The following is a 23,267-nucleotide window of genomic DNA, read 5'->3' on the forward strand; positions in this document are numbered from 1 at the left end:
CCCCGGGGCGTCGGCCGCCGCCTCCGGCACGTGCGGGGCGGCGGTTTCGCCTGCCGTACCCTTCGTGCATGTCGCTCTATGCCGCGTACGCCGGCAACCTCGACGCCCGGCTGATGTCCCGCCGCGCCCCGCACTCCCCGCAGCGCGCCGTGGGCTGGCTGAACGGCTGGCGGCTCACCTTCGGCGGCGAGCAGCTCGGCTGGGAGGGGGCGCTGGCGACGATCGTCGAGGAGCCCGGGGCCCAGGTCTTCGTCGGCCTGTACGACATCGCGCCGATGGACGAGGAGTCCCTCGACCGGTGGGAGGGCGTGGGCCTGGGGATCTACCGCCGCGTCCGGCTCCGCGTGCACACCCTGGAGGGCGAGGAGCCGGCCTGGGTGTACGCCCTCAACGGCTACGAGGGCGGACTGCCCTCGGCCCGCTACCTGGGCGAGATCGCGGACGCGGCGGAATCGGCGGGAGCGCCGCACGACTACGTGATGGAGCTGCGGAAGCGGCCGTGTTAGACGCGGAGACCGCACCAGGCGCCCCCGCGCCGGCCGCGTCCGGCCGGAGACGGTGCCGTGTCTCGTTGGAAACGACAAGACAACGATCACCATCCCGTCGGCTCCGTCATCTACGCGCGTAGGCGAGAACCGGCTAGGCTCGTCGTGTGAACGCATCTCTTCTTCCGGACGACATCCAGGGCGATCCCTACGCCGCCGCCGACGCCGCCGCCGCGCGCCTGCGCGAACTGACCGGCGCCGAGACCCACGACGTCGCCCTCGTGATGGGCTCCGGCTGGGCTCCGGCCGTCGACGCCCTGGGCGCCCCCGACGCCGAGTTCCAGGTCACCGAGCTGCCCGGCTTCCCGCCGCCGGCCGTCGAGGGGCACGGCGGCAAGGTCCGCTCGTACTCCTCCGGTGACAAGCGCGCCCTGGTGTTCCTGGGCCGCACGCACTACTACGAGGGCCGCGGGGTCGCCGCCGTCGCGCACGGCGTCCGCACGGCCGTCGCCGCCGGCTGCAAGACCGTGGTCCTCACCAACGGCTGCGGCGGCCTGCGCGAGGGCATGCGCCCCGGCCAGCCGGTGCTGATCAGCGATCACATCAACCTGACGGCGACCTCGCCGATCGTCGGCGCGAACTTCGTCGACCTCACCGACCTCTACTCCCCGCGCCTGCGCGCCCTGTGCAAGGAGATCGACTCCAGCCTGGAGGAGGGCGTCTACGCGCAGTTCCCCGGCCCGCACTACGAGACCCCGGCGGAGATCCGCATGGCCCGCGTCATCGGCGCGGACCTGGTCGGCATGTCCACGGTGCTCGAGGCGATCGCCGCCCGTGAGGCCGGCGCCGAGGTGCTGGGCATCTCCCTGGTCACCAACCTCGCCGCGGGCATGACCGGCGAGCCGCTGAACCACGAGGAGGTCCTCCAGGCGGGCCGCGACTCGGCGGCGCGCATGGGCCAGCTGCTGACGCAGGTACTGGGCAGGATCTGAGAGACCGCACGCCCGCCGGCCCGGCCGGCCGGGCGGTGCGGTACGGGGGTCCGGGGGCGAGGCCTCCGGCAGGAACTGAGGAGAGGTTGATCCCAAGGTGCACGACGAACTCATCGCCAAGGCCAAGGCATGGCTCGCCGAGGACCCCGACCCGCGCACCCGTGAGGAGCTGGCCGGGCTGATCGACGCCGGTGACGTGCCGGCGCTGGCGGACCGGTTCTCCGGCACCCTCCAGTTCGGCACCGCGGGCCTGCGCGGCGAGCTGGGCGCCGGGCCGATGCGCATGAACCGCGCGGTCGTCATCCGTGCCGCGGCCGGCCTCGCCGCGTACCTGAGGAAGCACGGGGCCGCCCACGGCGGCGCGGACGCCGGGCTGGTCGTCATCGGCTACGACGCCCGCCACATGTCCGCCGACTTCGCCCGGGACACCGCCGCCGTGGTGACCGGCGCCGGCCTGCGGGCCGCCGTACTGCCGCGCCCCCTGCCCACCCCGGTCCTGGCGTTCGCCATCCGGCACCTGGGCGCGGTCGCGGGCGTGGAGGTCACCGCCAGCCACAACCCGCCCCGGGACAACGGCTACAAGGTGTACCTCGGCGACGGCTCCCAGATCGTCCCGCCCGCCGACGCGGAGATCGCCGCCGAGATCGACGCGATCGCCTCGCTGAGCGACGTCCCCCGCCCGGAGTCCGGCTGGGAGACGCTGGACGACTCGGTCCTGGACGCCTATCTGGCCCGTACGGACGCCGTCCTGGCCGCCGGCTCCCCGCGCACCGCCCGCACGGTCTACACGGCGATGCACGGCGTCGGCCGGGACGTCCTGCTGGCCGCGTTCGCCCGCGCCGGCTTCCCGGAGCCGGTGCTGGTCGCCGAGCAGGCCGACCCGGACCCGGACTTCCCGACGGTGGCCTTCCCCAACCCGGAGGAGCCGGGCGCCATGGACCTGGCGTTCGCGCGGGCCCGCGCCACGGACCCGGACCTGGTCATCGCCAACGACCCGGACGCCGACCGCTGCGCCGTGGCCGTCAAGGACGGCGCCGACTGGCGGATGCTGCGCGGCGACGAGGTGGGTTCGCTGCTCGCCGCCCACCTGGTCGGGCGCGGCGTCACCGGCACCTTCGCCGAGTCGATCGTGTCCTCCTCCCTGCTCGGCCGGATCGCCGAGAGCGCGAAACTGCCGTACGAGGAGACCCTGACCGGCTTCAAGTGGATCGCCCGCGTGGACGGCCTGCGCTACGGCTACGAGGAGGCGCTGGGCTACTGCGTCGACCCGGAGGGCGTGCGGGACAAGGACGGCATCACCGCCGCGCTGCTGATCACCGAGCTGGCCTCGGTGCTCAAGGAGCAGGGCCGCACCCTGCTCGACCTGCTCGACGACCTGGCCGTGGAGCACGGGCTGCACGCGACCGACCAGCTCTCGGTCCGCGTCCAGGACCTCTCCGTCATCTCCGACGCGATGCGCCGGCTGCGCGAGCGGCCCCCGACCGAGCTGGCGGGCCTGGCCATCACCCGCGCCGAGGACCTGACCCGGGGCACGGACCGGCTGCCGCCCACCGACGGCCTGCGCTACACGCTCGACGGCGCCCGGGTCGTCGTCCGCCCCAGCGGCACCGAGCCCAAGCTGAAGTGCTACCTGGAGGTCGTCGTCCCGGCCCCCGGCCACGCCGCCCTCCCGGCGGCCCGCACCAGGGCGGCCGAGCTCCTGGAGGCCCTGAAGCGCGACCTGTCGGCGGCGGCGGGCCTCTGAGCGCGGCACCGCGGACCCGCCCCACGGGGGTGGGCCCGCGGTACGGCGGGGCGGTGCCTGACGGCGGCCGCCCGCAGGCCTCAGCCCACCGCCAGCAGTACCGCGAGCAGTACGGCGCCGGCGACCGCGGGGGCGATCACCTCGTAGGCCCAGCGGACCGTCACCTCGCCCTGGGCCGTGCCGGCCGGGCCCCGGCGCTCTGCGGTGGCCCGCAGGTCGGCGATGATCTGGTCGGACTCCGCCCGGGTCGGGCCGTCCTGGTCGCCGGTGCCGCCGAGCACGCCGCCGAGGCCGAGCCCGCCCAGCCCGCCCGAGCGGCCGCCCCGGGCCGCCGCCTCCGCGCGTGCCTGGCGGCGCGCGGCCTTCTTGCGGGCGCGCAGCGAGACCGGGATGGCCCAGAGCTGGTACTTGTCGCCGGAGTTGGCGATGACCTCGTTGGTGTAGCCGGAGCGCAGTGAGGCGACCTCGCCCCAGGGCAGGGTGACCGACCGGAAGGGGTTGCGGACCCGGAGCCGGTCCTCGCCCGAGAACACCGCCGGGCGCAGCGTGAAGGCGATCACCAACGGAACGGCGAGGATCAGGGCGGCGAGCGCCAGCCAGGGGGTGCGCCCGTGCCCGCGGACCAGCGCGTCGAAGCCCAGCCAGCCGGCGAGCACCAGCAGCAGCACACCGGCCACGAGCGCCATGGGCGAGCGGTAGATCACGTCCTTGGCGGTGGGCCGTGGCTCGGGAGACTGGTGGTCCGGGGTCGTCATGGTGCCGATTCTGCCCGACGCCGGGGAGGCGCTCCCCCGCGCCCCGGCCCGAGCGCTCGTCCGTGAGCGCCGGGCAGGTGGCGAGCGTCACGGGGCTATACATCCGCTACGCGCGTAGATATGCTCGTCTGGTGACCATGCCCACCACTGCATCCCCCGCACAGCCTTTCGCTGACGTCACCGCGTCCGACAGCACGCTGCGCCGCTTCCTCCACGGGCTGCCCGGCGTCGACGCGGTCGGCCTGGAGGCGCGCGCCGCGTCTCTCGGCACCCGTTCCATCAAGACCACCGCGAAGGCGTACGCCATCGACCTCGCCATCTCGATGGTCGACCTGACGACGCTGGAAGGCGCGGACACCCCGGGCAAGGTCCGGGCGCTCGGCGCCAAGGCGGTCCGTCCCGACCCGACGGACCGCACCACGCCCGCGACCGCGGCCGTCTGCGTCTACCCCGACATGGTGGCCACCGCCAAGGAGGCCGTCGCCGGCTCCGGCGTGAAGGTCGCCTCGGTCGCCACCGCCTTCCCGGCCGGCCGGGCCGCCCTCGGGGTGAAGCTGGCCGACGTCCGGGACGCCGTCGCCGCGGGCGCCGACGAGATCGACATGGTCATCGACCGCGGCGCCTTCCTCGCGGGCGACTACCTCAAGGTGCACGACGAGATCGTCGCCGTGAAGGAGGCCTGCGGCACGAGCGCCCGGCTCAAGGTCATCTTCGAGACCGGCGAGCTGTCGACGTACGACAACATCCGCCGGGCGAGCTGGCTGGGCATGATGGCGGGCGCCGACTTCATCAAGACGTCGACCGGCAAGGTGGCGGTGAACGCCACGCCCGCCAACACCCTGCTCATGCTGGAGGCCGTCCGCGACTTCCGCGCCCAGACCGGGGTCCAGGTCGGCGTGAAGCCGGCCGGCGGCATCCGCACCACCAAGGACGCCATCAAGTTCCTGGTCCTGGTCAACGAGACCGCGGGCGAGGACTGGCTGGACAACCACTGGTTCCGCTTCGGCGCCTCCTCGCTCCTGAACGACCTGCTGATGCAGCGTCAGAAGCTGGCCACCGGCCGCTACTCCGGCCCCGACTACGTGACGGTGGACTGATCACCATGGCATCCGCATTCGAGTACGCACCGGCGCCCGAGTCCCGCGCGGTCGTCGACATCGCCCCCTCCTACGGCCTGTTCATCGACGGCGAGTTCACCGAGGCCGCCGCCGGCAAGGTCTTCAAGACGGTCTCGCCGTCGACGGAGGAGGTGCTCTCCGAGGTCGCGCAGGCCGGCGCCGAGGACGTCGACCGCGCCGTGAAGGCCGCCCGCAAGGCCTTCGAGAAGTGGTCGGCGCTGCCCGGCTCCGAGCGCGCCAAGTACCTGTTCCGCATCGCGCGCATCATCCAGGAGCGCAGCCGCGAGCTCGCGGTCCTGGAGACGCTGGACAACGGCAAGCCGATCAAGGAGACCCGGGACGCGGACCTCCCGCTGGTCGCGGCCCACTTCTTCTACTACGCGGGCTGGGCCGACAAGCTTGGCCACGCCGGGTTCGGCACGGACCCGAAGCCCCTCGGCGTCGCCGGCCAGGTGATCCCGTGGAACTTCCCGCTGCTGATGCTGGCGTGGAAGATCGCCCCGGCGCTGGCGACCGGCAACACGGTCGTGCTGAAGCCGGCCGAGACCACCCCGCTGTCGGCCCTGTTCTTCGCGGACATCTGCCGCCAGGCGGGCCTGCCCAAGGGCGTCGTCAACATCCTCCCGGGCTACGGCGACACGGGCGCCGCGCTGGTCGCGCACCCGGACGTGAACAAGGTCGCGTTCACCGGGTCGACGAACGTCGGCAAGGAGATCGCCCGGACCGTCGCCGGCACCCGCAAGAAGCTCACCCTGGAACTGGGCGGCAAGGGCGCCAACATCGTCTTCGACGACGCGCCGATCGACCAGGCCGTCGAGGGCATCGTGAACGGCATCTTCTTCAACCAGGGCCAGGTCTGCTGCGCGGGCTCCCGGCTGCTGGTCCAGGAGTCGATCCACGACGAGCTGCTCGACTCCCTCAAGCGCCGGCTGTCCACCCTGCGGCTCGGCGACCCGCTCGACAAGAACACCGACATCGGCGCGATCAACTCCGCCGAGCAGCTCGCCCGGATCACCGCGCTCGCCGAGCAGGGCGAGGCGGAGGGCGCCGAGCGCTGGTCCCCGGCCTGCGAACTGCCCGGCTCCGGCTACTGGTTCGCACCGACGCTCTTCACGAACGTCACCCAGGCGCACACCATCGCCCGCGACGAGATCTTCGGCCCGGTGCTGTCGGTGCTCACCTTCCGCACGCCCGACGAGGCCGTCGCCAAGGCCAACAACACCGCGTACGGCCTGTCGGCGGGCATCTGGACCGAGAAGGGCTCCCGGATCCTGGCCGTGGCGGGCAAGCTGCGCGCCGGTGTCGTCTGGTCCAACACGTTCAACAAGTTCGACCCGACCTCGCCGTTCGGCGGCTTCAAGGAGTCGGGCTTCGGCCGCGAGGGCGGCCGCCACGGCCTGGAGGCGTACCTCGATGTCTGAGCAGAACCGTCTGAGCGTCTTCAAGACCTACAAGCTGTACGTCGGCGGGAAGTTCCCGCGTTCCGAGAGCGGCCGGGTGTACGAGGTGACGGACTCGAAGGGCAACTGGTCGGCCAACGCTCCGCAGTCCTCCCGCAAGGACGCCCGTGACGCGGTGGTCGCCGCGCGCAAGGCGTTCGGCGGCTGGGCCGCCGCGACCGCCTACAACCGCGGCCAGGTCCTCTACCGCGTCGCGGAGATGCTGGAGGGCCGCCGGGAGCAGTTCGTCCGGGAGGTCGCGGACGCCGAGGGCCTGTCGAAGTCCAAGGCGGCCGCGGTCGTGGACGCCGCGATCGACCGCTGGGTCTGGTACGCCGGCTGGACCGACAAGATCGCCCAGGTGGTGGGCGGCGCCAACCCGGTCGCGGGCCCGTTCTTCAACCTCTCCTCCCCGGAGCCGACCGGCGTGGTCGCCGTCCTGGCCCCGCAGGAGTCGTCGTTCCTCGGGCTGGTCTCGGTCGTGGCCCCGGTGATCGCCACCGGCAACACGGCGGTCGTGATCGCCTCCGAGAAGGCCCCGCTGCCCGCCCTGTCCCTGGGCGAGGTGCTGGCCACCTCCGACGTCCCCGGCGGTGTCGTCAACATCCTGTCGGGCCGTACGGCGGAGATCGCCGCGCCGCTCGCCGCGCACCAGGACGTCAACGCGATCGACCTCGCGGGCGCCGACGAGGCGCTGGCGAAGGAGCTGGAGATCGCGGCGGCGGACAACCTGAAGCGCGTCCTGCGTCCACAGGCTGTGGATTACTTCGCGACGCCGGGCACCGACCGTATGACGGCGTTCCTGGAGACCAAGACGGTCTGGCACCCGACGGGCTCCCTGGGCGCGTCCGGCTCGGCGTACTGAGCCGTCCCGCGCCCGCACGAGCGAGCCGCGTCACCCCTCCGTCCGGGGGTGGCGCGGCTCTTCGTCGTGACCGGGGCTCGGGCCGGCCGGCGCCGGTCAGGCTTGCGGGTTCATGACCTGCCCCACCACCGGCAGGCTGCCGAACGAGTCCGCCTCGGCGACCGGATGGGTCAGGTCGCGGGAGCTGACCGGCTTGAAGTCGGCGATCTGGGTGCCGACGCCGTTGTCCAGCGGGTCGACGCCGGTGCCCGCGAGCGGGTTGGGCTTGAGGCCGGAGACGGGGCCGGTGGCGTAGCCGACCGTGCCGGTGAGGGACGTCAGACCCGCGGCCGGGTCGAGGTCCCCGAGCGCGGCGGGCGCGTCGGCGGTCCGGGCCCCGCCGTCCGCGTGCGCGGACGCCGCGCCCGCTCCCAGCGCCGCTCCGGCGGCCGCGAGGGCGATCAGGGCGCGCTGCACGGTGGGGTGCTGGGAGGAAGTGTGTCGGGCCATCGCCGATGCCGCCTTCTGGTGCGCAGGGTAAACAGATCAGCACGTAGGGTAGTTGAGATGTGACGCGCGCTCCAAAGCCGACCCGCGGGGTCGGCAGGAGCGCCGCCATGCGTCAAACTGGTGTTCTGTGAGCCTTCATCCGCCGTCCCCCGCCCGCGTCGTGCTGCTCTGCGGCCCCTCGGGTTCGGGCAAGTCCCTCGTCGCCGCCCGTTCCGGGCTCCCCGTGCTGCGCCTCGACGACTTCTACAAGGAGGCGGGCGACCCGACCCTGCCGCTGGTGGACGGGAGTTCGGACGTCGACTGGGACCACCCCAGGTCGTGGGACGCGGACGCCGCGGTCGAGGCCATCGCCCGGCTGTGCGCCACGGGAGCGACGCCGGTGCCGGTGTACGACATCTCGCTGAGCGCCCGTACCGGCGAGCAGACGCTGAGCATCGGGTCCGCGCCGCTGTTCATCGCGGAGGGCATCTTCGCCGCCGAGATCGTGCGGCGCTGCCGGGAGCAGGGCGTGCTGGCAGACGCGCTGTGCCTGAGCCGGGGTTCGGTCACCACCTTCCGCCGGCGCTTCCTGCGGGACCTCAGGGAGAGCCGCAAGTCGGTGCCGTTCCTGCTGCGGCGGGGCTGGCGGCTGATGCGCACCGAGCGGTCGATCGTGGCCCGGCAGGTCTCCCTGGGCGCCCACCCCTGCGACCGGGACGAGGCGCTGGACCGGATGGCGGCGGCCGGCCGGCCGGCGCCGCAGCGGACGGTGGCGTAACGGACGCCGGCGTAGCCGGGGACGCGCGGCGCGCACAACGCGAGGCGGGACTGGACGGGCCGAGGCCCGCCAGTCCCGCTCCTTTTCGCTCCCCCGTGCTCCCCCGTGGGTTCCACCCCCCAGTGGTCCCCCGTTCCCCCGTTGCTCCCCCCTGACCTCAGGCGACCAGCTCGCCGAAGGCGTTCTCCTCGTCACGGCCGAAGCTGAGGACCTCGTCCTCGCGCAGCCGGCGCAGGGAGCGCCAGATGCTGGACTTCACCGTGCCGACGCTGATGCCGAGGATCTCCGCGATCTCCGGGTCCGTGCGGCCCTCGTAGTAGCGCAGGACCAGCATGGTGCGCTGGAGTTCGGGTAGCCGGGCCAGCGCCTGCCACAGGACCGCGCGCAGTTCGGTGCCGCGCATCGCGTCCGTGTCGCCGGGCGTCTCCGGCAGTTCCTCGGTCGGGTACTCGTTGAGCTTGCGGCGCCGCCAGGCGCTGATGTGCAGGTTGGTCATCGTGCGGCGCAGGTAGCCGCCGACCGCCGCCTTGTCGCTGATCCGCTCCCACGCCCGGTACGTCGAGAACAGCGCGCTCTGCAGCAGGTCCTCGGCCTCGAAGCGGTCGCCGGTCAGGTGGTAGGCGGTGGCGTACAGGGAGGCGCGGCGCTCCTGGACGTAGGCGGTGAACTCCGCCTCGGTCAGCGAGCGACGCTCCCCCGGTTCCTCCCCGTACGCCGGTCCCCCGTGCGTCTCCCCCGTGCGGGCGTCGACCACCGTCATGTAACCGGTGTGCTGACGCCCGGTGCCGCGAGCGCACCCCCGTCCTCCCCCACGCTCGAATCCGCTCGCGCGGGAGGGGCCCCCGTCGGCACCGGCCTTCTCGGAACCCCGGTGCACGTCGTGCAGACGCGTGACCACTGCGCTGGTGCTGATGCTGTGCAGCGTGTTCATCTCGCGCTCCCCGTCGTGGACTTCCGGTGCCCCGGCCTGCTCGGTCCTGCTTCCTTGCCTGTGCCGAGTAGCTTGCCGAGTGACCTTCATGGCCGTGTCCGCCGACTGTCACAGACCTGTCACAGGGGTCTGGCCGGGGCGTGTCAGCGGGGCCGCGCGGGAGGGAGCGGTACGGTCCCGCCGGGCACGCCGGAACGGTCCGCGGGGCACCGCGCACCGCGATCTCCGTCCCACCGGTCGATCCGCACCCCGTCCATGGGCCAGAATGAGCCCGTGCCTTCCCTGTTGCTGATCGAGGACGACGACGCCATCCGCACGGCCCTGGAGCTCTCCCTGACGCGCCAGGGACACCGGGTGGCGACCGCTGCCAGCGGTGAGGACGGTCTGAAGCTGCTGCGCGAGCAGCGGCCGGATCTGATCGTGCTGGACGTGATGCTGCCCGGCATCGACGGGTTCGAGGTGTGCCGGCGCATCCGGCGCACCGACCAGCTTCCGATCATCCTGCTGACCGCCCGCAGCGATGACATCGACGTGGTGGTCGGACTGGAGTCCGGCGCCGACGACTACGTGGTGAAGCCCGTCCAGGGCCGGGTGCTGGACGCCCGGATCCGGGCCGTGCTGCGGCGCGGGGAGCGCGAGTCGAGCGACTCGGCGACCTTCGGCAGCCTCGTCATCGACCGCTCCGCGATGACCGTGACCAAGAACGGCGAGGACCTGCAGCTCACGCCGACCGAGCTGCGGCTGCTGCTGGAGCTGAGCCGGCGGCCCGGCCAGGCGCTCTCCCGGCAGCAGTTGCTGCGGCTGGTCTGGGAGCACGACTACCTGGGCGACTCGCGTCTGGTGGACGCGTGTGTGCAGCGGCTGCGCGCCAAGGTGGAGGACGTGCCGTCCTCCCCGACCCTGATCCGCACCGTCCGTGGTGTCGGCTACCGCCTGGACACTCCTCAGTGACCGACACGCAAGGGGGGCCGCGCGGCTGGGCCGCGGGGCGCAGGGGAAGTGTGTCGCGGCTGCGGTTCACCAGCCTCAGGCTGCGGCTGGTCGTGGTCTTCGCGCTGGTCGCGCTCACCGCCGCGGTGTCGGCTTCGGGCATCGCGTACTGGCTGAACCGGGAGGCCGTGCTGACGCGCGCGCAGGACGCGGTGCTGCGCGACTTCCAGCAGGAGATGCAGAACCGGGCGGGCGCGCTGCCCGCGCGCCCCACGCAGGACGAACTGCAGCGCGCGGCGGGCCAGATGGCCAACAGCAGCCAGCGCTTCAGCGTGCTGCTGGTCGCCGAGGACGCGCGCGGCAAGACGGTGTACGGCACCTCGGGCGGGATCAACGGCTTCTCGCTGGAGGACGTGCCGGCGTCACTGCGCAAGGCGGTGAACAAGCGGCAGAAGGTGGCCGACGGCAACAAGGCGCCGTACCACCTGTACTGGCAGCGGGTCGACGACCACGGCACGCCGTACCTGGTGGCCGGGGCACGGCTGGCCGGCGGCGGGCCGACGGGCTACCTGGCCAAGTCGCTGGAGCCGGAGGCCAAGGACCTGAACTCGCTGGCCTGGTCGCTGGGGATCGCGACCGGCCTGGCCCTGATCGGCTCCGCGCTGCTCGCGCAGGCCGCCGCCACGACCGTGCTCAAGCCGGTGCACCGGCTCGGGGTGGCCGCCCGGCGGCTCGGCGAGGGCCGGCTGGACACCCGGCTCAGCGTGTCCGGCACCGACGAACTGGCCGACCTGTCGCGGACCTTCAACAACGCGGCCGAAGCGCTGGAGAAACGGGTCGCCGACATGGCCGCCCGGGACGAGGCCTCGCGCCGCTTCGTGGCGGACATGAGCCATGAGCTGCGGACCCCGCTGACCGCCATCACCGCCGTGACGGAGGTGCTGGAGGAGGAGCTGGACGCGGACGCCGGGAGCATCGACCCGATGATCGAGCCCGCGGTGCGGCTGGTGGTCAGCGAGACCCGGCGGCTGAACGACCTGGTCGAGAACCTGATGGAGGTGACCCGCTTCGACGCGGGCACCGCCCGGCTGGTCCTGGACGACGTGGACATCGCCGACCAGATCACCGCCTGCATCGACGCCCGCGCCTGGCTGGACGCGGTCGAGCTGGACGCCGAGCGCGGACGCCACGCCCGGCTGGACCCGCGCCGCCTGGACGTCATACTGGCCAACCTGATCGGCAACGCCCTCAAGCACGGCGGCTCGCCGGTCCGGGTGTCGGTGCGGATCGACGGCGACGACCTCGTCATCGCGGTGCGCGACCACGGGCCGGGCATCCCCGAGGACGTCCTGCCGCACGTCTTCGACCGCTTCTACAAGGCCAGCGCCTCCCGGCCGCGCTCCGAGGGCAGCGGCCTGGGCCTGTCCATCGCCATGGAGAACGCCCACATCCACGGCGGCGGCATCACCGCCGCCAACTCGCCGGAGGGCGGCGCGGTGTTCACACTGCGGCTGCCACGGGACGCCTCCCGCCTGACGGCGGAGGACGACGACAGCACCGAGGACGACAAGGCCGGGAACAGCACCGGGAAGGAGGGATCATGACCGCACGGACCGCACGGACCGCGTCGACGGCCCGGACCGTACGGCGTCTGCTCGCGGCCTCCCTCCTGACCACGGTGCTCGCCGGGTGCGGGATCCGGCCCACCGAGGTGCCGACGGACTTCGGCGCGGCGCCCTCCCGGGTGCCGTGCTCGCTGTCCGCGCCCGACGCGACGACCCAGTCCGCGCACGGCGTTCCGGTGCAGGTGTTCCTGCTCTGCGGGTCCTCTCTGGTCGCCGTCGACCGCACCGTGCGCGTGCCCGAGGGCACCCCGGACGCGAAGCGCCGGGTCATCGTGGCCCAGGGCCTGCTGGACCAGCTCGCCGCGTCGCCCTCGGCCGCGGAGAAGGCGGCGGGCTACACCACGTACGTGCCGGGCGGCCTGGGCGTCGCCGGGAACGGGCGCAAGGACCCGGAGGACACGCTCAGGCTGAGCGCCACCCCGGCCCGGCTCACCTCCTTCGCCCTCGCCCAGATCGTGTGCACGCTGTCCGACTCGGCGGCGACGGAGGGCGACGGCTCGGTGATCCTGGGCGGCCCGGCCCCGGCCCCGCTGCGCCGCTACGAGTGCACCGACACCGTCCGCACCCGCCCGGGCAGCGCGGACCCGCCGTCAAGCGAGGTCACCGCGGGCTGAGACGCGGGCGGCCCCCGGGTGTGCGGACGCCTCAGGCACGTCCGCGTGACCGCTGCGGAACCGATTGTGCACAGGGGTGCGTCTTGGGGGGCGTGCAGCGTCAAGGCTCCATCGGCGGCAGCGCCGCGATCCGAATCCGTGTGGCGGGGGGTGTCCTCCTCGCCGCCCATCTCGGGCTCGTCGCCTGGCTGATGCTGCGGCCGCTGGACGTGCCCTGGGTGATGCCCGCCAATCTGCGTCCGCTGGCCGGCATCCGGGCGGATCTAGCGCTGGGCGGGACGCGGGCGGCCGGACGCCTCGCCGAGGGCCTGGCCCTGCTCGCCCCGCTGGGTGTGCTGCTGCCCGCGGCCCACGGCAGGCTCGCCGTGTCGCCGCTCGCCTCCCTGGTCCGTACGACCGCCGCGGGCGCCCTGGTCTCGACCGGCATCGCCCTGCTGCAGACCGGCGTGCCCGGCCGGGTCGTGGACGTCGACTCGCTGCTGCTGAACACCGTGGGCGTGGCCCTGGCCCACCTGGCCGTGGTCCCGGCCGGCCGGGCCCTGCTGCGCCGCCGGGCCGGGCGGGCGACCGGCGCGAGTGGGCAGGTCACCGTCCAGGAGGACGTGGCTCAGGGTCGTACCCCGACGATTCCCAGGGTCGGGATCGCCCCGTAGAGCGACGCTTCGCCCCCTTCGTCTCCGTACCGTTGACATCGTTGAGGCAGCCGACCGGATCGCCTCGTCCGACGTCCATGAAGGAGCCGCAGATGTCCAGCCTCGCCCGCCCCACCCACGGCCGCGTGATCGGCGGAGTGTGCGCCGCGCTGGCCCGGCGCTTCGGCACCTCGGCGACGACGATGCGGGTCGTCTTCCTGGTGTCCTGCCTGCTGCCCGGCCCGCAGTTCCTGCTCTACATCGCGCTGTGGATCCTGCTCCCGGCCGAGGACAAGGCCCGCACCGCCGCCTGGTGAGCCCCCTGTGCGGGACCGCCCGCGCACGCGAACGCCGTCGGCGCGCCCCGGGAAGGTTCAGGGGCGCGCCGACGCCGTCGTACGGCGGGTGTCAGCCGAGCGGCAGGCCGTTCACCGCGACGCCCTGCGTGGGCATGCTCTGGAGCGGCAGTCCGCCGAGCAGCCCGGCGAGCGGCGCGGTCGGCCCGCCGGCGACGACGTTCCCGACGACCGGCTGCGCGGTGGTGCCCCCGGCGCCGAGAGCGCCCTGCTCCTGGGCGAGCGCCTGGCCGACGTTCTGGGCCGGCAGCGCGGTGGCGACGGAGTCCAGGGCCTGCGGGGCGACCGGAGCGGCCGGGGCCGCCTCGGCGGCGCCCGCACCGACGGCCGCGAAAGCGGCGCCGAGGGCGGCGACACCGAGGGTCTTGGCAGCAGACTGCTTCATGTTAAGTGCGTCCTTGAATACGGAGACGGGTGATCGCAAATGATCTGAGCGGTCCCACGACCGTAGACAGCACGCGCAGCCCGCCGCAAACACCGAAATGCGTACGGCTTGTGAAGAGCCGTTCGCATTTCGGCGGCCGATTTGCCCGCCGTCAGCCTTCCGAACCGGAAGAAGCACTGGTGGAGGCGGTCTGCTGGAACAGCCATTCGGACTTCAGCTCTGCATATCCGGGCTTGATCACGTCATTGATCATCGCCAGTCGTTCATCGAAAGGAATGAACGCTGATTTCATCGCATTGACGGAGAACCACTGGAGGTCGTCGAGCGTGTAGCCGAACGCCTCGACGAGGTGCTCGAATTCCCGGCTCATGCTGGTGTGCGACATCAGCCGGTTGTCCGTGTTCACCGTCGCCCTGAAGTGCAGCCGCCGCAGCAGCCCGATCGGGTGCTCGGCGTAGGAGGACGCGGCCCCGGTCTGCAGGTTGGAGCTGGGGCACAGTTCCAGCGGGATGCGCTTGTCACGGACGTAGGAGGCCAGCCGGCCGAGCCGCACCGAGCCGTCCGCCAGGACCTCGATGTCGTCGATGATCCGCACCCCGTGCCCGAGCCGGTCGGCGCCGCACCACTGCAGCGCCTGCCAGATGGAGGGCAGTCCGAAGGCCTCGCCGGCGTGGATGGTGAAGTGGTTGTTCTCCCGCTTCAGGTACTCGAAGGCGTCGAGGTGCCGGGTGGGCGGGTAGCCGGCCTCCGCGCCCGCGATGTCGAAGCCGACGACGCCCATGTCGCGGTAGCGGTTGGCGAGTTCGGCGATCTCCAGGGCACGGGCGGCGTGCCGCATGGCGGTCAGCAGGGCGCCGACCCGGATGCGGTGGCCATCCTCCCTGGCCAGCCGCTCCCCCTGCCGGAAGCCCTCGTTGACCGCCTCGACGACCTCTTCGAGGCTCAGCCCGGCCGCGAGGTGCTGCTCGGGCGCGTAGCGCACCTCGGCGTAGACGACCCCGTCCTCGGCCAGGTCCTCCGCGCACTCCCGGGCGACCCGGACCAGCGCGTCCCGGGTCTGCATCACGCCGACGGTGTGCGAGAAGGTCTCCAGGTACCGCTCCAGCGAACCGGAGTCGGCGGCCTCGCGGAACCAGAGGCCCAGCTTGTCGGGGTCGGTCTCGGGCAGTTGGGAGTACCCGGTCTCCTGGGCGAGTTCGACGACGGTGCCGGGGCGCAGCCCGCCGTCGAGATGGTCGTGCAGCAGAACCTTGGGCGCCCGTCGGATCTGGTCCGGCGTCGGAACGTGGGCCGGGACGGTCCCAGTCGGTGCAGTCTGGCTCGTCATTTCCGCACTCTAACTCCTACGCGCGTAGAGCGCCCCCGGTACGCGAGGAGACACAGCAGGTTTTCCGCCGATACGCAACGGTGACCGCCCGGACGGGTTTCGTACACCACCGCTTCTGACACTGTTCTGTCATGGGACAGCAAGCGACGCCGGTCCGAACGGCCGGACTGGGAAAGGCGGTCGGGCCGGAGCCGACGGCGGTGAGCGGAGCGGTGCTGCTGCTCCCCGGCGGGGAGGAGATCTCCGACCGCAGGCCGTCCCCCGTATGGGCGACGGCCTTCGTCCGCTCCCTGGGCCGCCGGTTCGCCCGGGCGGGCCGGGAGGAGGGGCTGGCCGTGCACGCCGTGCACTACCGGTACCGCGGCTGGAACGGCGCCGAGGCGCATCTGGCGGCGGACGCCGAGTGGGCCGCCGACGAGGTCGTGCGCCGGTACGGGGACGTGCCGGTGTGTCTGGTGGGCCTGGACATGGGCGGCCGGGCCGCGCTGCGGGCGGGCGGCCACGAGGCGGTGAACTCCGTCGTCGCGCTCGCTCCCTGGCTGCCCGAGGAGGACGTGGCCGCGCCCGCGGAGCCGGTGAAGCAGCTCGTGGGGCGCCGGGTGCTGATCGTGCACGGCACGAACGACGAACGCACCGACCCGGAGCTGTCGTTCCGCCTGGCGGAGCGGGCGAAGAAGGCCAACCGGGACGTGTGCCGGTTCGAGGTGCACACCGACGGCCACACGTTGCACCAGTACCGCGACGAAGTGCGCTCCCTCGCCGTGGACTTCGTCATGGGCGCGCTGTTCGGCCACCCGGTGTCCCGCCCGGTGGAGGACGCACTGGCCGCACCGCCGCCGATCGGACTGCGCATGCCCCTGGCGGCGGGGTTCGGCAAGTCGCTGCGGCGGTGAAGCCGGAGGCCCCGGAGGTCACCGGACGCCCCGCAGATCCCCGGACACGCCCTAGGTCGTGTCCGCGAAGTCGCGTCGTTCGCCCGCAGGGCGGGCGTCGCGGCGTCCGGTGCGTGCTCTCGGGGTGCCGGCCGGATGCCCTCGTACTGGGTGTACTCGGGCTTTCGGCCGGTGCAGCGAGAGTGCGTGCCGGGCGTCGCGACGCAGACGCGACTTCGCGGACACGGCCTAGGGCAGCAGGCTCCCCCTTCTGGAGAGCAGGAACTTCTTGAAGGCCGCGACCGGTGGGGTGTCCGGGCGGTCGGCCAGCCAGGCGACGCCGATCTCGCGGACCGCCCGCGGCGCCGTGACCGTCAGTTCCACCACTCCCGGGCGGGGCACCGTCGGGGGCGGCAGCAGGGCGACCCCGAGGCCGGCCGCCACCAGGCCCCGCAGGGTCTCCGCCTCCTCGCCCTCGAAGGCGATGCGGGGCTTGAAGCCGGCCTCGCGGCACAGGTCGTCGGTGATGCGGCGCAGGCCGTAGCCCGGCTCCAGGGTGACGAAGGTCTCCTCGGCCGCCTCGGCCAGCCGGATGCGGCGCCGGCCGGCCAGGCGGTGGTCGGCCGGTACGACCAGGCGCAGCTTCTGCTCGTCCAGGCGGCGGGCGACCAGGTCGGGGGCGTCCGGCACCGGGGAGGTCAGGCAGAGGTCCAGTCCGCCCGCGCGCAGCCGCTCCAGCATCGCCTCCCCGTAGTTCTGGAAGAGGCTGAAGCGGACGCGCGGATGGTCGGCGCGGAAGGCGTGCAGCAGACCGGGCACGGTCTCGGCGCCCATGGTGTGCAGGAAGCCGAAGGCGACCTTGCCGGTGGCCGGGTCGGCGTCGGCGCGGACCTCCTCGGCGGCACGCTCGACCTCGGCGAGGGCGCGCTCCACGGAGGCGAGGAAGGTGCGGCCCGCGGTGGTGAGGGCAACCGTGCGGCCGTGGCGGGCGAACAGGCCGACACCGAGGTCCTGCTCCAGCCGGACCATGGCCCGGGAGAGCGTGGACTGAGGCACGTTCATCTCCTGCGCGGCCCGGGTGACGTGCTCGGTGCGGGCGACCCCGGCGAAGTACGCGAGGCGCGGCGCGAGCAACAGCGCCATGTCTTCCATGTCACTGAACGATGACGGCTGACCCTGTGACCTCTGCTCATGCTTCACGGGAACGATTATGGCGATTCCATGCATTGGACGGATCAGTGGGCGGTGCATAGCGTCGAAGCATGTCTCCCGCCAGTACCGGGGCGTCCGCCACCGTGGACGCCGTCACGCCCGCCCCCTCCTCCGACTCCGCCCCCGACTCCCGGATGGCGCCGGGCGGCCCCGGCTACCGCCGGATGAGCTTCGCCCTCTTCCTCGCCGGGGTCGCGACCTTCGCCCTGCTGTACTCCACCCAGGCCCTGCTGCCGCTCATCTCCGGCGAGTTCGGGGTGGCGGCGAGCGAGGCGAGCTGGACGGTGGCGGCCGCGACCGGCGGACTGGCGCTGTTCGTGCTGCCGATGAGCGCCCTCTCCGAACGCTTCGGCCGCCGTACGGTGATGACGGCCTCGCTGGCGGTCGCGGTGGGCGTGGGCCTGCTGGTGCCCTTCGCGCCGTCGATCGGCACGCTGGTGGTGCTGCGGGCGGTGCAGGGCGCGGCGCTGGCCGGTCTGCCGGCCTCGGCGACGGCGTACCTGGCCGAGGAGGTCCGGCCGAAGGCCCTGGTCACGGCGATCGGGCTGTTCGTCGCGGGCAACAGCGTCGGCGGGATGAGCGGCCGGGTGATCACCGGCTGGGTCGCGCAGGAGTGGGGCTGGCGGGTCGCCGTCGGAGTGATCGGCGCGGTCGCGGTGGCCTGCGCGGTGGCGTTCCGGCTGCTGCTGCCCGCCCCGCGGCACTTCTCGGCGGGCTCGCTGCGCCCCCGGGTGCTGCTGGACACGGTGCGCGGCCACCTCGCCGACCCGCTGCTGCGCCGGCTGTACGCGATCGGCGCGTTGTTCATGACGGTCTTCGGCGGCGTGTACACGGTGATCGGCTACCGGCTGACGGAGGCGCCGTTCTCCCTGCCGCAGGGCATCGTCGGCTCGATCTTCCTGGTGTACCTGGTCGGCACGGTGTCGGCGTCGACGGCCGGGCGCCTGGTGGGCCGGCTCGGCCGCCGGGGCGCGCTGTACCTGGCGGGCGGTACGACGGCGGCCGGTCTGCTGCTGTCGCTGGTGCCCTCCCTGCCGCTGGTCCTGCTGGGTCTGGTGCTCATCACGGCGGGCTTCTTCGCGGGCCACGCGGTCGCCTCCTCGGCGGTCAGCCGGACGGCCCAGCACGGCCGCGCCCAGGCCTCGGCGCTGTACCAGTCCGCGTACTACATCGGCTCCAGCGCCGGCAGCACGGTGGGCGCGACGGCGTTCCACGCCGGCGGCTGGGCGGGCACGGTCGGCGTCGGCGTCCTCGCGGTCCTCGGCGTCGTGGCCATCACCGTCCTCGGGTCCCGCGCGGCCCGGGTGGCGGCCCGGCGGGAGCCGGTCCCGGCACACTGAGACGACGCGCGTACGACTGGGCGGGCACCGGCCGCGGTGCCCGCCCGGTTGTGTGAAAAACCGGGCCGGGCTTTTCCGCGCTCCGGGCGCCATTGTCAGTGGGCTGCGGTAGCTTCCGGAGTGCTGGGGCGCGAAGGTGCGCACGGGGACGGCCACAGGGGTGGACACGATGGGCAGCGGAACGGCGACGACGGACCTCGACACGGCACTGGAGAAGCACCGGACCGAGCTGACCGGGTACTGCTACCGCATGCTCGGCTCCTCCTTCGAGGCCGAGGACGCGGTGCAGGACACGCTGGTGCGGGCCTGGCGGAGCTACGACAAGTTCGAGGGCCGCTCGTCCCTGCGCTCGTGGCTGTACCGGATCGCGACGAACGTGTGCCTGGACATGCTGACGGCGGGCAACAAGCGGGCCCGGCCGATGGACCTGACCGACTCGACGCCGCTCGCCCGGGCGGCGCTCTCCCCCCGTCCGGACAGCACCTGGCTGGAGCCGATGCCGGACGCGCGCGTGCTGCCTGCGGTGGAGGACCCGGCGGAGGCCGCCATCGCCAAGGAGTCGGTGCGGCTGGCGTTCATGGCGGCCCTGCAGCAGCTTCCGCCCAAGCAGCGGGCGGTGCTGATCCTGCGCGAGGTGCTGGCCTGGCGGGCGAGCGAGGTCGCCGAGCTGCTGGGCACCACGGTCGCCTCCGTCAACAGCGCCCTGCAGCGGGCCCGGGCCACGCTCGCCGAGCGGGACACTGAGGCCGCGGCGGGGGCGGTGTCCGACCCGCTGGACGAGGAGCAGCAGAGACTGCTCGAACGCTATGTGAAGGCCTTCGAGGGGTACGACATGACGGCGCTCACCGCGCTGCTGCACGAGGACGCCGTCATGACGATGCCGCCGTTCGACCTGTGGCTGCGCGGCCCGCAGGACATCACCGGCTTCATGACCACCCTGGGCGCGTCCTGCGCGGGCTCCCGGCTGCTGCCGGTGCGGGCGAACGGCCTGCCGGGGTTCGCGCACTACAAGCCGGACGAGGAGAAGGGCGGCTTCACCCCCTGGGCGGTGCAGGTGCTGGAGGTGTCAGGCGGCCGGATCACCGGTTTCCACTGCTTCCTCGACACCGCGCGCTGGTTCCCGCTCTTCGGCCTGCCCCTCCACCTGGAAGCGGAGTCCGACCAGGTCGAGGAGGGCGCGTAGCGCGGGGTCGGGGCCGCGCAGGCGTATCCGCCCGCCGGCCCGGCGGGCGGCGAGCTCCAGCCGGGCCAGCAGGTCCACGGTCCGCAGCCCCGGCGGTCCGAGTCCGGCCACGTCGCACACCACGACCGCGGCTCCGCCGCCGTCCAGCAGTGTCCGCACATCGGCGCAGAGCCCGGCCACCTCGGCACGGGTGACGGATCCGGGCAGTACGAGTACGGCGGGTGTGTCGGCATCCACGTGCGGTAGACCGGCGGCCGCGGCACAACTCATCGCGGACCGCCCGCCGGGCACGCCCGGACGGAGATCACATTGACCCGCTGCGGTGCTCCGGCGGAGGGTTGGGGCCGTGACGGGGGTGCTGAGCGGGTTCGCGGTGATCGCGGTCGTCATCGGGGTGGGCTATGTGCTCGGGTGGCGCGGCACCCTCGGTGAGCCGGGCCGTGAGGTGCTGACCCGGCTCGCCTTCTCGGTGGCCGGACCGGCCCTGCTGTTCCACACGCTGGCCCGGGCCGACCTCTCCGTGCTGTTCTCCAGCCGCCTGCTGGTGACGGCCCTGAGCACGGCCGCGGTGTCGGCGGCCTTCGTGGCGGTGGGCGCGCTGCGGCACTGGGGCGTGGGCCGGACGACGATCGGCGCCCTGTGCGCGGGGTACGTCAACTCGGGCAACCTCGGCATCCCGATCGCCGCCTACGTGCTGGGCGACGCGTCCCTGGTGGCCCCGGTCCTGCTGTTCCAGGTCGTCATCGTCACGCCCGTCGCCCTGACCGTCCTGGATCTGACCGGCACGGACGACGGGACCGGCCGTAACGGCGGGAAGGCCCCGGTGTGGCAGCGGCTGCTGACGCCGCTGCGCAATCCGATCGCGGTGGGGTCGCTCTCCGGTGTGGCGGTGTCGGCGGCCGGCTGGCGGGTCCCGGGCCCGGTCATGGAGCCGCTCGGCATGATCGGCGACATGTCGGTCCCGGCGGCCCTGCTGGTCTTCGGCATGTCCCTGCGCGGCAGCGCGGCTCCCGGCCGGGGACTCGACCGCCATCCGGTCCTGCTGTCGGTGGCGCTGAAGTCACTGGGCCAGCCGCTGGTGGCCTGGGCCCTGGCCCGCGGGGTCTTCGGCCTGCACGGCGCGCCCCTGCTGGACGTGGTCGTCACCTCGGCCCTGCCGGCCGCCCAGAACCTGTTCACCTACGCCAGCCGCTACCGGGTCGCCGAGACCCTGGCCCGCGAGTCGGTGCTGCTGTCGACGGTGGTCTCGGTGCCGGTGCTGGTGGGGGTGGCGACGGTGCTGGGCTGAGGGCGTGTCAGTCGACGGGGAACTCTCCGGTGTCGATGGTGATGCCGAACGGTTCCGGCAGCTTGATGGGATCGCCGAACTTCACTGCTCCGAGAACTCGGTAGACCTCGCCCTTGGGTTCTCCGTAGAGCGTCGCCGTCGGGCCGCCGGGTGCCCAGCGGTCGACGAGCAGATACAGCGGGATGCCTGCGGACGCGTATGCCGCGGGCTTGCTGATGCGGTCGTGACGCGCATTGGACTTGGAGGTCACTTCCACGACCAGTTCCGCCAGAGCGGCCGGGACGTGGGTGTCCAATTCCATGCACTCAGGCAACGGGGCGACCACAAGGTCCGGTCCGCGATGACGTTGTGCCGGGGTGCGGGAGCAGGTGACACGGTGATGATCCCCTCGATGATCTCCACCTTGCTGCCCTCGGGCCATTCCATCTCCTCCCAGTACCGGACGAGGTCGTCCCAGTTCTGGTCGGGGTCCTGGCTGACGGTGAGTGCGCTCACGGCGGTCTCCTATCGGTGCGTCACCGATCCCAGCATGCCGAACGGGACCGGCGGCAATCCACCGGTCCCGTTCGCCCGAAAGGGCCACGGCCTCCGCGGCCTCCGGCCACGGGCCCTGATCAGGCGATGCGCTCCAGCACCACCGGCGACGCCGTGAAGGCCGTGCCCGGGGCCGCGATGTCGTAAGTGCCCTCGACCGCCTGGAGCGCGTACTCGAAGCGCTCGGGGGTGTCCGTGTGCAGGGTCAGCAGCGGCTGGCCCTCGGTCACCGTGTCGCCCGGCTTGGCGTGCATCTCCACGCCCGCCGCCGCCTGCACCGGGTCCTCCTTGCGGGCGCGGCCCGCGCCGAGGCGCCAGGCGGCGACGCCGACGCCGTACGCGTCCAGCCGGGTCAGGACGCCGGACGCGGACGCCCTGACGACGTGCTGCTCCTTCGACGTGGGCAGCGCGGCGTCCGGGTCGCCGCCCTGGGCCGTGATCATCCGGCGCCACACGTCCATCGCCGAGCCGTCGGCCAGTGCCTTCGCCGGGTCGGCGTCCTTGATGCCGGCCGCGTCGAGCATCTCGCGGGCCAGGGCGACCGTCAGCTCGACCACGTCCGCCGGGCCGCCGCCGGCCAGGACCTCGACCGACTCGCGGACCTCGAGCGCGTTGCCGGCGGTGAGGCCGAGCGGGGTGGACATGTCGGTCAGCAGCGCGACCGTCCTCACGCCGTGGTCCGTGCCGAGGCCGACCATCGTGGAGGCCAGCTCGCGGGCGTCCTCGATCGTCTTCATGAAGGCGCCGGAGCCCACCTTCACGTCCAGGACCAGGGAGCCGGTGCCCTCGGCGATCTTCTTGGACATGATCGAGGACGCGATCAGCGGGATCGCCTCGACCGTGCCGGTCACGTCGCGCAGGGCGTAGAGCTTCTTGTCGGCGGGGGCCAGGCCGTCGCCGGCCGCGCAGATGACCGCGCCGGTGGTGTCGAGGACGTTCAGCATCTCCTCGTTGGACAGCAGCGCGCGCCAGCCGGGGACGGACTCCAGCTTGTCCAGGGTGCCGCCGGTGTGGCCGAGGCCCCGGCCGGAGAGCTGCGGGACGGCCGCGCCGCAGGCCGCGACGAGCGGGGCCAGCGGGAGCGTGATCTTGTCGCCGACGCCGCCGGTGGAGTGCTTGTCGGCCGTCGGACGGGACAGGGAGGAGAAGTCCATGCGCTCGCCTGACGCGATCATGGCCGCGGTCCAGCGGGCGATCTCCCGGCGGTTCATCCCGTTGAGCAGGATCGCCATCGCGAGCGACGACATCTGCTCGTCGGCGACCTCGCCGCGGGTGTACGCGTCGATGACCCAGTCGATCTGCTCGTCGGTCAGCTCACCGCGGTCCCGCTTGGTGCGGATGACGGAGATGGCGTCCATGGCCATGGCTGGCTTCCTTCCGGGAGGTGCGAAGTG

Annotated in this window: 24 protein-coding genes and 1 pseudogene; 16 read left to right on the forward strand and 9 right to left on the reverse strand. The window is 73.0% G+C overall.

Annotation, left to right across the window (positions count from 1 at the left end; genetic code table 11):
• Window positions 1-68: 68 nt before the first annotated feature.
• From ACZ7JA_RS02240 to ACZ7JA_RS02250, 3 genes are all read left to right on the forward strand, one after another.
• The gene (locus tag ACZ7JA_RS02240; RefSeq protein ID WP_351671481.1) at window positions 69-506 is read left to right on the forward strand and encodes a gamma-glutamylcyclotransferase family protein; all 438 of its coding nucleotides are present in this window, start codon (window positions 69-71) and stop codon (window positions 504-506) included.
• A gap of 146 nt (window positions 507-652) precedes the next feature.
• Complete coding sequence (locus ACZ7JA_RS02245) at window positions 653-1,477, forward strand: purine-nucleoside phosphorylase (RefSeq protein ID WP_351671478.1); 825 nt, start codon at window positions 653-655, stop codon at window positions 1,475-1,477.
• Window positions 1,478-1,574: 97 nt separating this feature from the next.
• Window positions 1,575-3,221 (forward strand): phospho-sugar mutase, encoded by a 1,647-nt coding sequence (locus ACZ7JA_RS02250; RefSeq protein WP_389446073.1) that lies wholly within the window; start codon window positions 1,575-1,577, stop codon window positions 3,219-3,221.
• A gap of 80 nt (window positions 3,222-3,301) precedes the next feature.
• Here the strand turns inward: ACZ7JA_RS02250 and ACZ7JA_RS02255 are convergent, their stop codons facing one another.
• Entirely contained in the window at window positions 3,302-3,976 is a 675-nt protein-coding gene (locus ACZ7JA_RS02255) for a PH domain-containing protein (RefSeq protein WP_470806872.1), read from the reverse strand.
• A 137-nt stretch (window positions 3,977-4,113) separates the two neighbouring features.
• Here ACZ7JA_RS02255 and deoC point away from each other — a divergent pair, with 137 nt between their 5' ends.
• Genes deoC through ACZ7JA_RS02270 form a run of 3 tightly spaced genes read left to right on the forward strand, consistent with a single transcriptional unit; the run spans window position 4,114 to window position 7,398 of the window.
• Window positions 4,114-5,073, forward strand: a complete 960-nt coding sequence (gene deoC / locus ACZ7JA_RS02260) for a deoxyribose-phosphate aldolase (protein WP_351671466.1) — start codon at window positions 4,114-4,116, stop codon at window positions 5,071-5,073.
• A gap of 5 nt (window positions 5,074-5,078) precedes the next feature.
• Window positions 5,079-6,515, forward strand: coding sequence for an aldehyde dehydrogenase family protein (locus ACZ7JA_RS02265; protein ID WP_351671463.1), 1,437 nt, complete (start codon window positions 5,079-5,081; stop codon window positions 6,513-6,515).
• Window positions 6,508-7,398 (forward strand): aldehyde dehydrogenase family protein, encoded by an 891-nt coding sequence (locus ACZ7JA_RS02270; RefSeq protein ID WP_470806874.1) that lies wholly within the window; start codon window positions 6,508-6,510, stop codon window positions 7,396-7,398. Before ACZ7JA_RS02265 ends, ACZ7JA_RS02270 begins: the two co-directional genes overlap by 8 nt.
• 96 nt (window positions 7,399-7,494) lie before the next feature.
• Here ACZ7JA_RS02270 and ACZ7JA_RS02275 read toward each other — a convergent pair whose 3' ends face one another.
• The gene (locus ACZ7JA_RS02275; RefSeq protein ID WP_351671457.1) at window positions 7,495-7,887 is read right to left on the reverse strand and encodes a hypothetical protein; all 393 of its coding nucleotides are present in this window, start codon (window positions 7,885-7,887) and stop codon (window positions 7,495-7,497) included.
• Window positions 7,888-8,047: 160 nt separating this feature from the next.
• Here ACZ7JA_RS02275 and ACZ7JA_RS02280 point away from each other — a divergent pair, with 160 nt between their 5' ends.
• Complete coding sequence (locus ACZ7JA_RS02280) at window positions 8,048-8,644, forward strand: uridine kinase family protein (protein ID WP_389304119.1); 597 nt, start codon at window positions 8,048-8,050, stop codon at window positions 8,642-8,644.
• 157 nt (window positions 8,645-8,801) lie between these two features.
• On the opposite strand, the gene ACZ7JA_RS02285 is transcribed toward ACZ7JA_RS02280, so the two are convergent.
• Window positions 8,802-9,575 carry a SigE family RNA polymerase sigma factor gene (locus ACZ7JA_RS02285; protein ID WP_351671451.1) on the reverse strand — a complete coding sequence of 258 codons (774 nt, stop codon included), beginning with the start codon at window positions 9,573-9,575 and terminating at the stop codon, window positions 8,802-8,804.
• A 273-nt stretch (window positions 9,576-9,848) separates the two neighbouring features.
• Between ACZ7JA_RS02285 and afsQ1 the strand changes: the two genes are divergently transcribed.
• From afsQ1 to ACZ7JA_RS02310, 5 genes are all read left to right on the forward strand, one after another.
• Window positions 9,849-10,526 carry a two-component system response regulator AfsQ1 gene (gene afsQ1 / locus ACZ7JA_RS02290; RefSeq protein WP_190012869.1) on the forward strand — a complete coding sequence of 226 codons (678 nt, stop codon included), beginning with the start codon at window positions 9,849-9,851 and terminating at the stop codon, window positions 10,524-10,526.
• Entirely contained in the window at window positions 10,523-12,109 is a 1,587-nt protein-coding gene (locus ACZ7JA_RS02295; RefSeq protein ID WP_351671448.1) for a HAMP domain-containing sensor histidine kinase, read from the forward strand. The genes afsQ1 and ACZ7JA_RS02295 overlap by 4 nt, the downstream gene beginning before the upstream one ends.
• Window positions 12,106-12,744: a hypothetical protein gene (locus ACZ7JA_RS02300; RefSeq protein ID WP_351671446.1), complete on the forward strand. Its 639-nt coding sequence runs from the start codon at window positions 12,106-12,108 to the stop codon at window positions 12,742-12,744. The genes ACZ7JA_RS02295 and ACZ7JA_RS02300 overlap by 4 nt, the downstream gene beginning before the upstream one ends.
• 92 nt (window positions 12,745-12,836) lie before the next feature.
• Window positions 12,837-13,397 carry a VanZ family protein gene (locus ACZ7JA_RS02305; protein ID WP_351671443.1) on the forward strand — a complete coding sequence of 187 codons (561 nt, stop codon included), beginning with the start codon at window positions 12,837-12,839 and terminating at the stop codon, window positions 13,395-13,397.
• Between the two features lie 92 nt (window positions 13,398-13,489).
• Window positions 13,490-13,693, forward strand: a complete 204-nt coding sequence (locus ACZ7JA_RS02310; RefSeq protein ID WP_351671440.1) for a PspC domain-containing protein — start codon at window positions 13,490-13,492, stop codon at window positions 13,691-13,693.
• Between the two features lie 91 nt (window positions 13,694-13,784).
• On the opposite strand, the gene ACZ7JA_RS02315 is transcribed toward ACZ7JA_RS02310, so the two are convergent.
• Window positions 13,785-14,117: an ATP-binding protein gene (locus ACZ7JA_RS02315; RefSeq protein WP_351671437.1), complete on the reverse strand. Its 333-nt coding sequence runs from the start codon at window positions 14,115-14,117 to the stop codon at window positions 13,785-13,787.
• Between the two features lie 151 nt (window positions 14,118-14,268).
• Window positions 14,269-15,444 carry an adenosine deaminase gene (locus ACZ7JA_RS02320; protein WP_470806876.1) on the reverse strand — a complete coding sequence of 392 codons (1,176 nt, stop codon included), beginning with the start codon at window positions 15,442-15,444 and terminating at the stop codon, window positions 14,269-14,271.
• Between the two features lie 131 nt (window positions 15,445-15,575).
• Here ACZ7JA_RS02320 and ACZ7JA_RS02325 point away from each other — a divergent pair, with 131 nt between their 5' ends.
• Window positions 15,576-16,337 carry an alpha/beta hydrolase gene (locus ACZ7JA_RS02325; protein ID WP_351671431.1) on the forward strand — a complete coding sequence of 254 codons (762 nt, stop codon included), beginning with the start codon at window positions 15,576-15,578 and terminating at the stop codon, window positions 16,335-16,337.
• 228 nt (window positions 16,338-16,565) lie between these two features.
• Here the strand turns inward: ACZ7JA_RS02325 and ACZ7JA_RS02330 are convergent, their stop codons facing one another.
• On the reverse strand, window positions 16,566-17,459 hold the full coding sequence (locus ACZ7JA_RS02330; RefSeq protein ID WP_351670330.1) for a LysR family transcriptional regulator: 894 nt from the start codon (window positions 17,457-17,459) through the stop codon (window positions 16,566-16,568).
• Window positions 17,460-17,578: 119 nt separating this feature from the next.
• Between ACZ7JA_RS02330 and ACZ7JA_RS02335 the strand changes: the two genes are divergently transcribed.
• Window positions 17,579-18,868, forward strand: a complete 1,290-nt coding sequence (locus tag ACZ7JA_RS02335) for an MFS transporter (protein WP_351670055.1) — start codon at window positions 17,579-17,581, stop codon at window positions 18,866-18,868.
• A 169-nt stretch (window positions 18,869-19,037) separates the two neighbouring features.
• Entirely contained in the window at window positions 19,038-20,051 is a 1,014-nt protein-coding gene (locus ACZ7JA_RS02340; RefSeq protein ID WP_470806877.1) for a sigma-70 family RNA polymerase sigma factor, read from the forward strand.
• Here ACZ7JA_RS02340 and ACZ7JA_RS02345 read toward each other — a convergent pair.
• Window positions 19,935-20,321, reverse strand: coding sequence for an STAS domain-containing protein (locus ACZ7JA_RS02345; RefSeq protein WP_351670061.1), 387 nt, complete (start codon window positions 20,319-20,321; stop codon window positions 19,935-19,937). The genes ACZ7JA_RS02340 and ACZ7JA_RS02345 overlap by 117 nt on opposite strands.
• A gap of 76 nt (window positions 20,322-20,397) precedes the next feature.
• Between ACZ7JA_RS02345 and ACZ7JA_RS02350 the strand changes: the two genes are divergently transcribed.
• Entirely contained in the window at window positions 20,398-21,339 is a 942-nt protein-coding gene (locus ACZ7JA_RS02350) for an AEC family transporter (protein WP_389303840.1), read from the forward strand.
• Window positions 21,340-21,346: 7 nt separating this feature from the next.
• On the opposite strand, the pseudogene ACZ7JA_RS02355 reads toward ACZ7JA_RS02350, so the two are convergent.
• Window positions 21,347-21,834: pseudogene (locus ACZ7JA_RS02355) on the reverse strand (Uma2 family endonuclease).
• Window positions 21,835-21,953: 119 nt separating this feature from the next.
• Entirely contained in the window at window positions 21,954-23,231 is a 1,278-nt protein-coding gene (locus ACZ7JA_RS02360; RefSeq protein ID WP_450745738.1) for a thymidine phosphorylase, read from the reverse strand.
• Between the last annotated feature and the right edge of the window lie 36 nt (window positions 23,232-23,267).

The sequence above is a fragment of the Streptomyces sp. NPDC038135 genome (genome assembly GCF_055601245.1).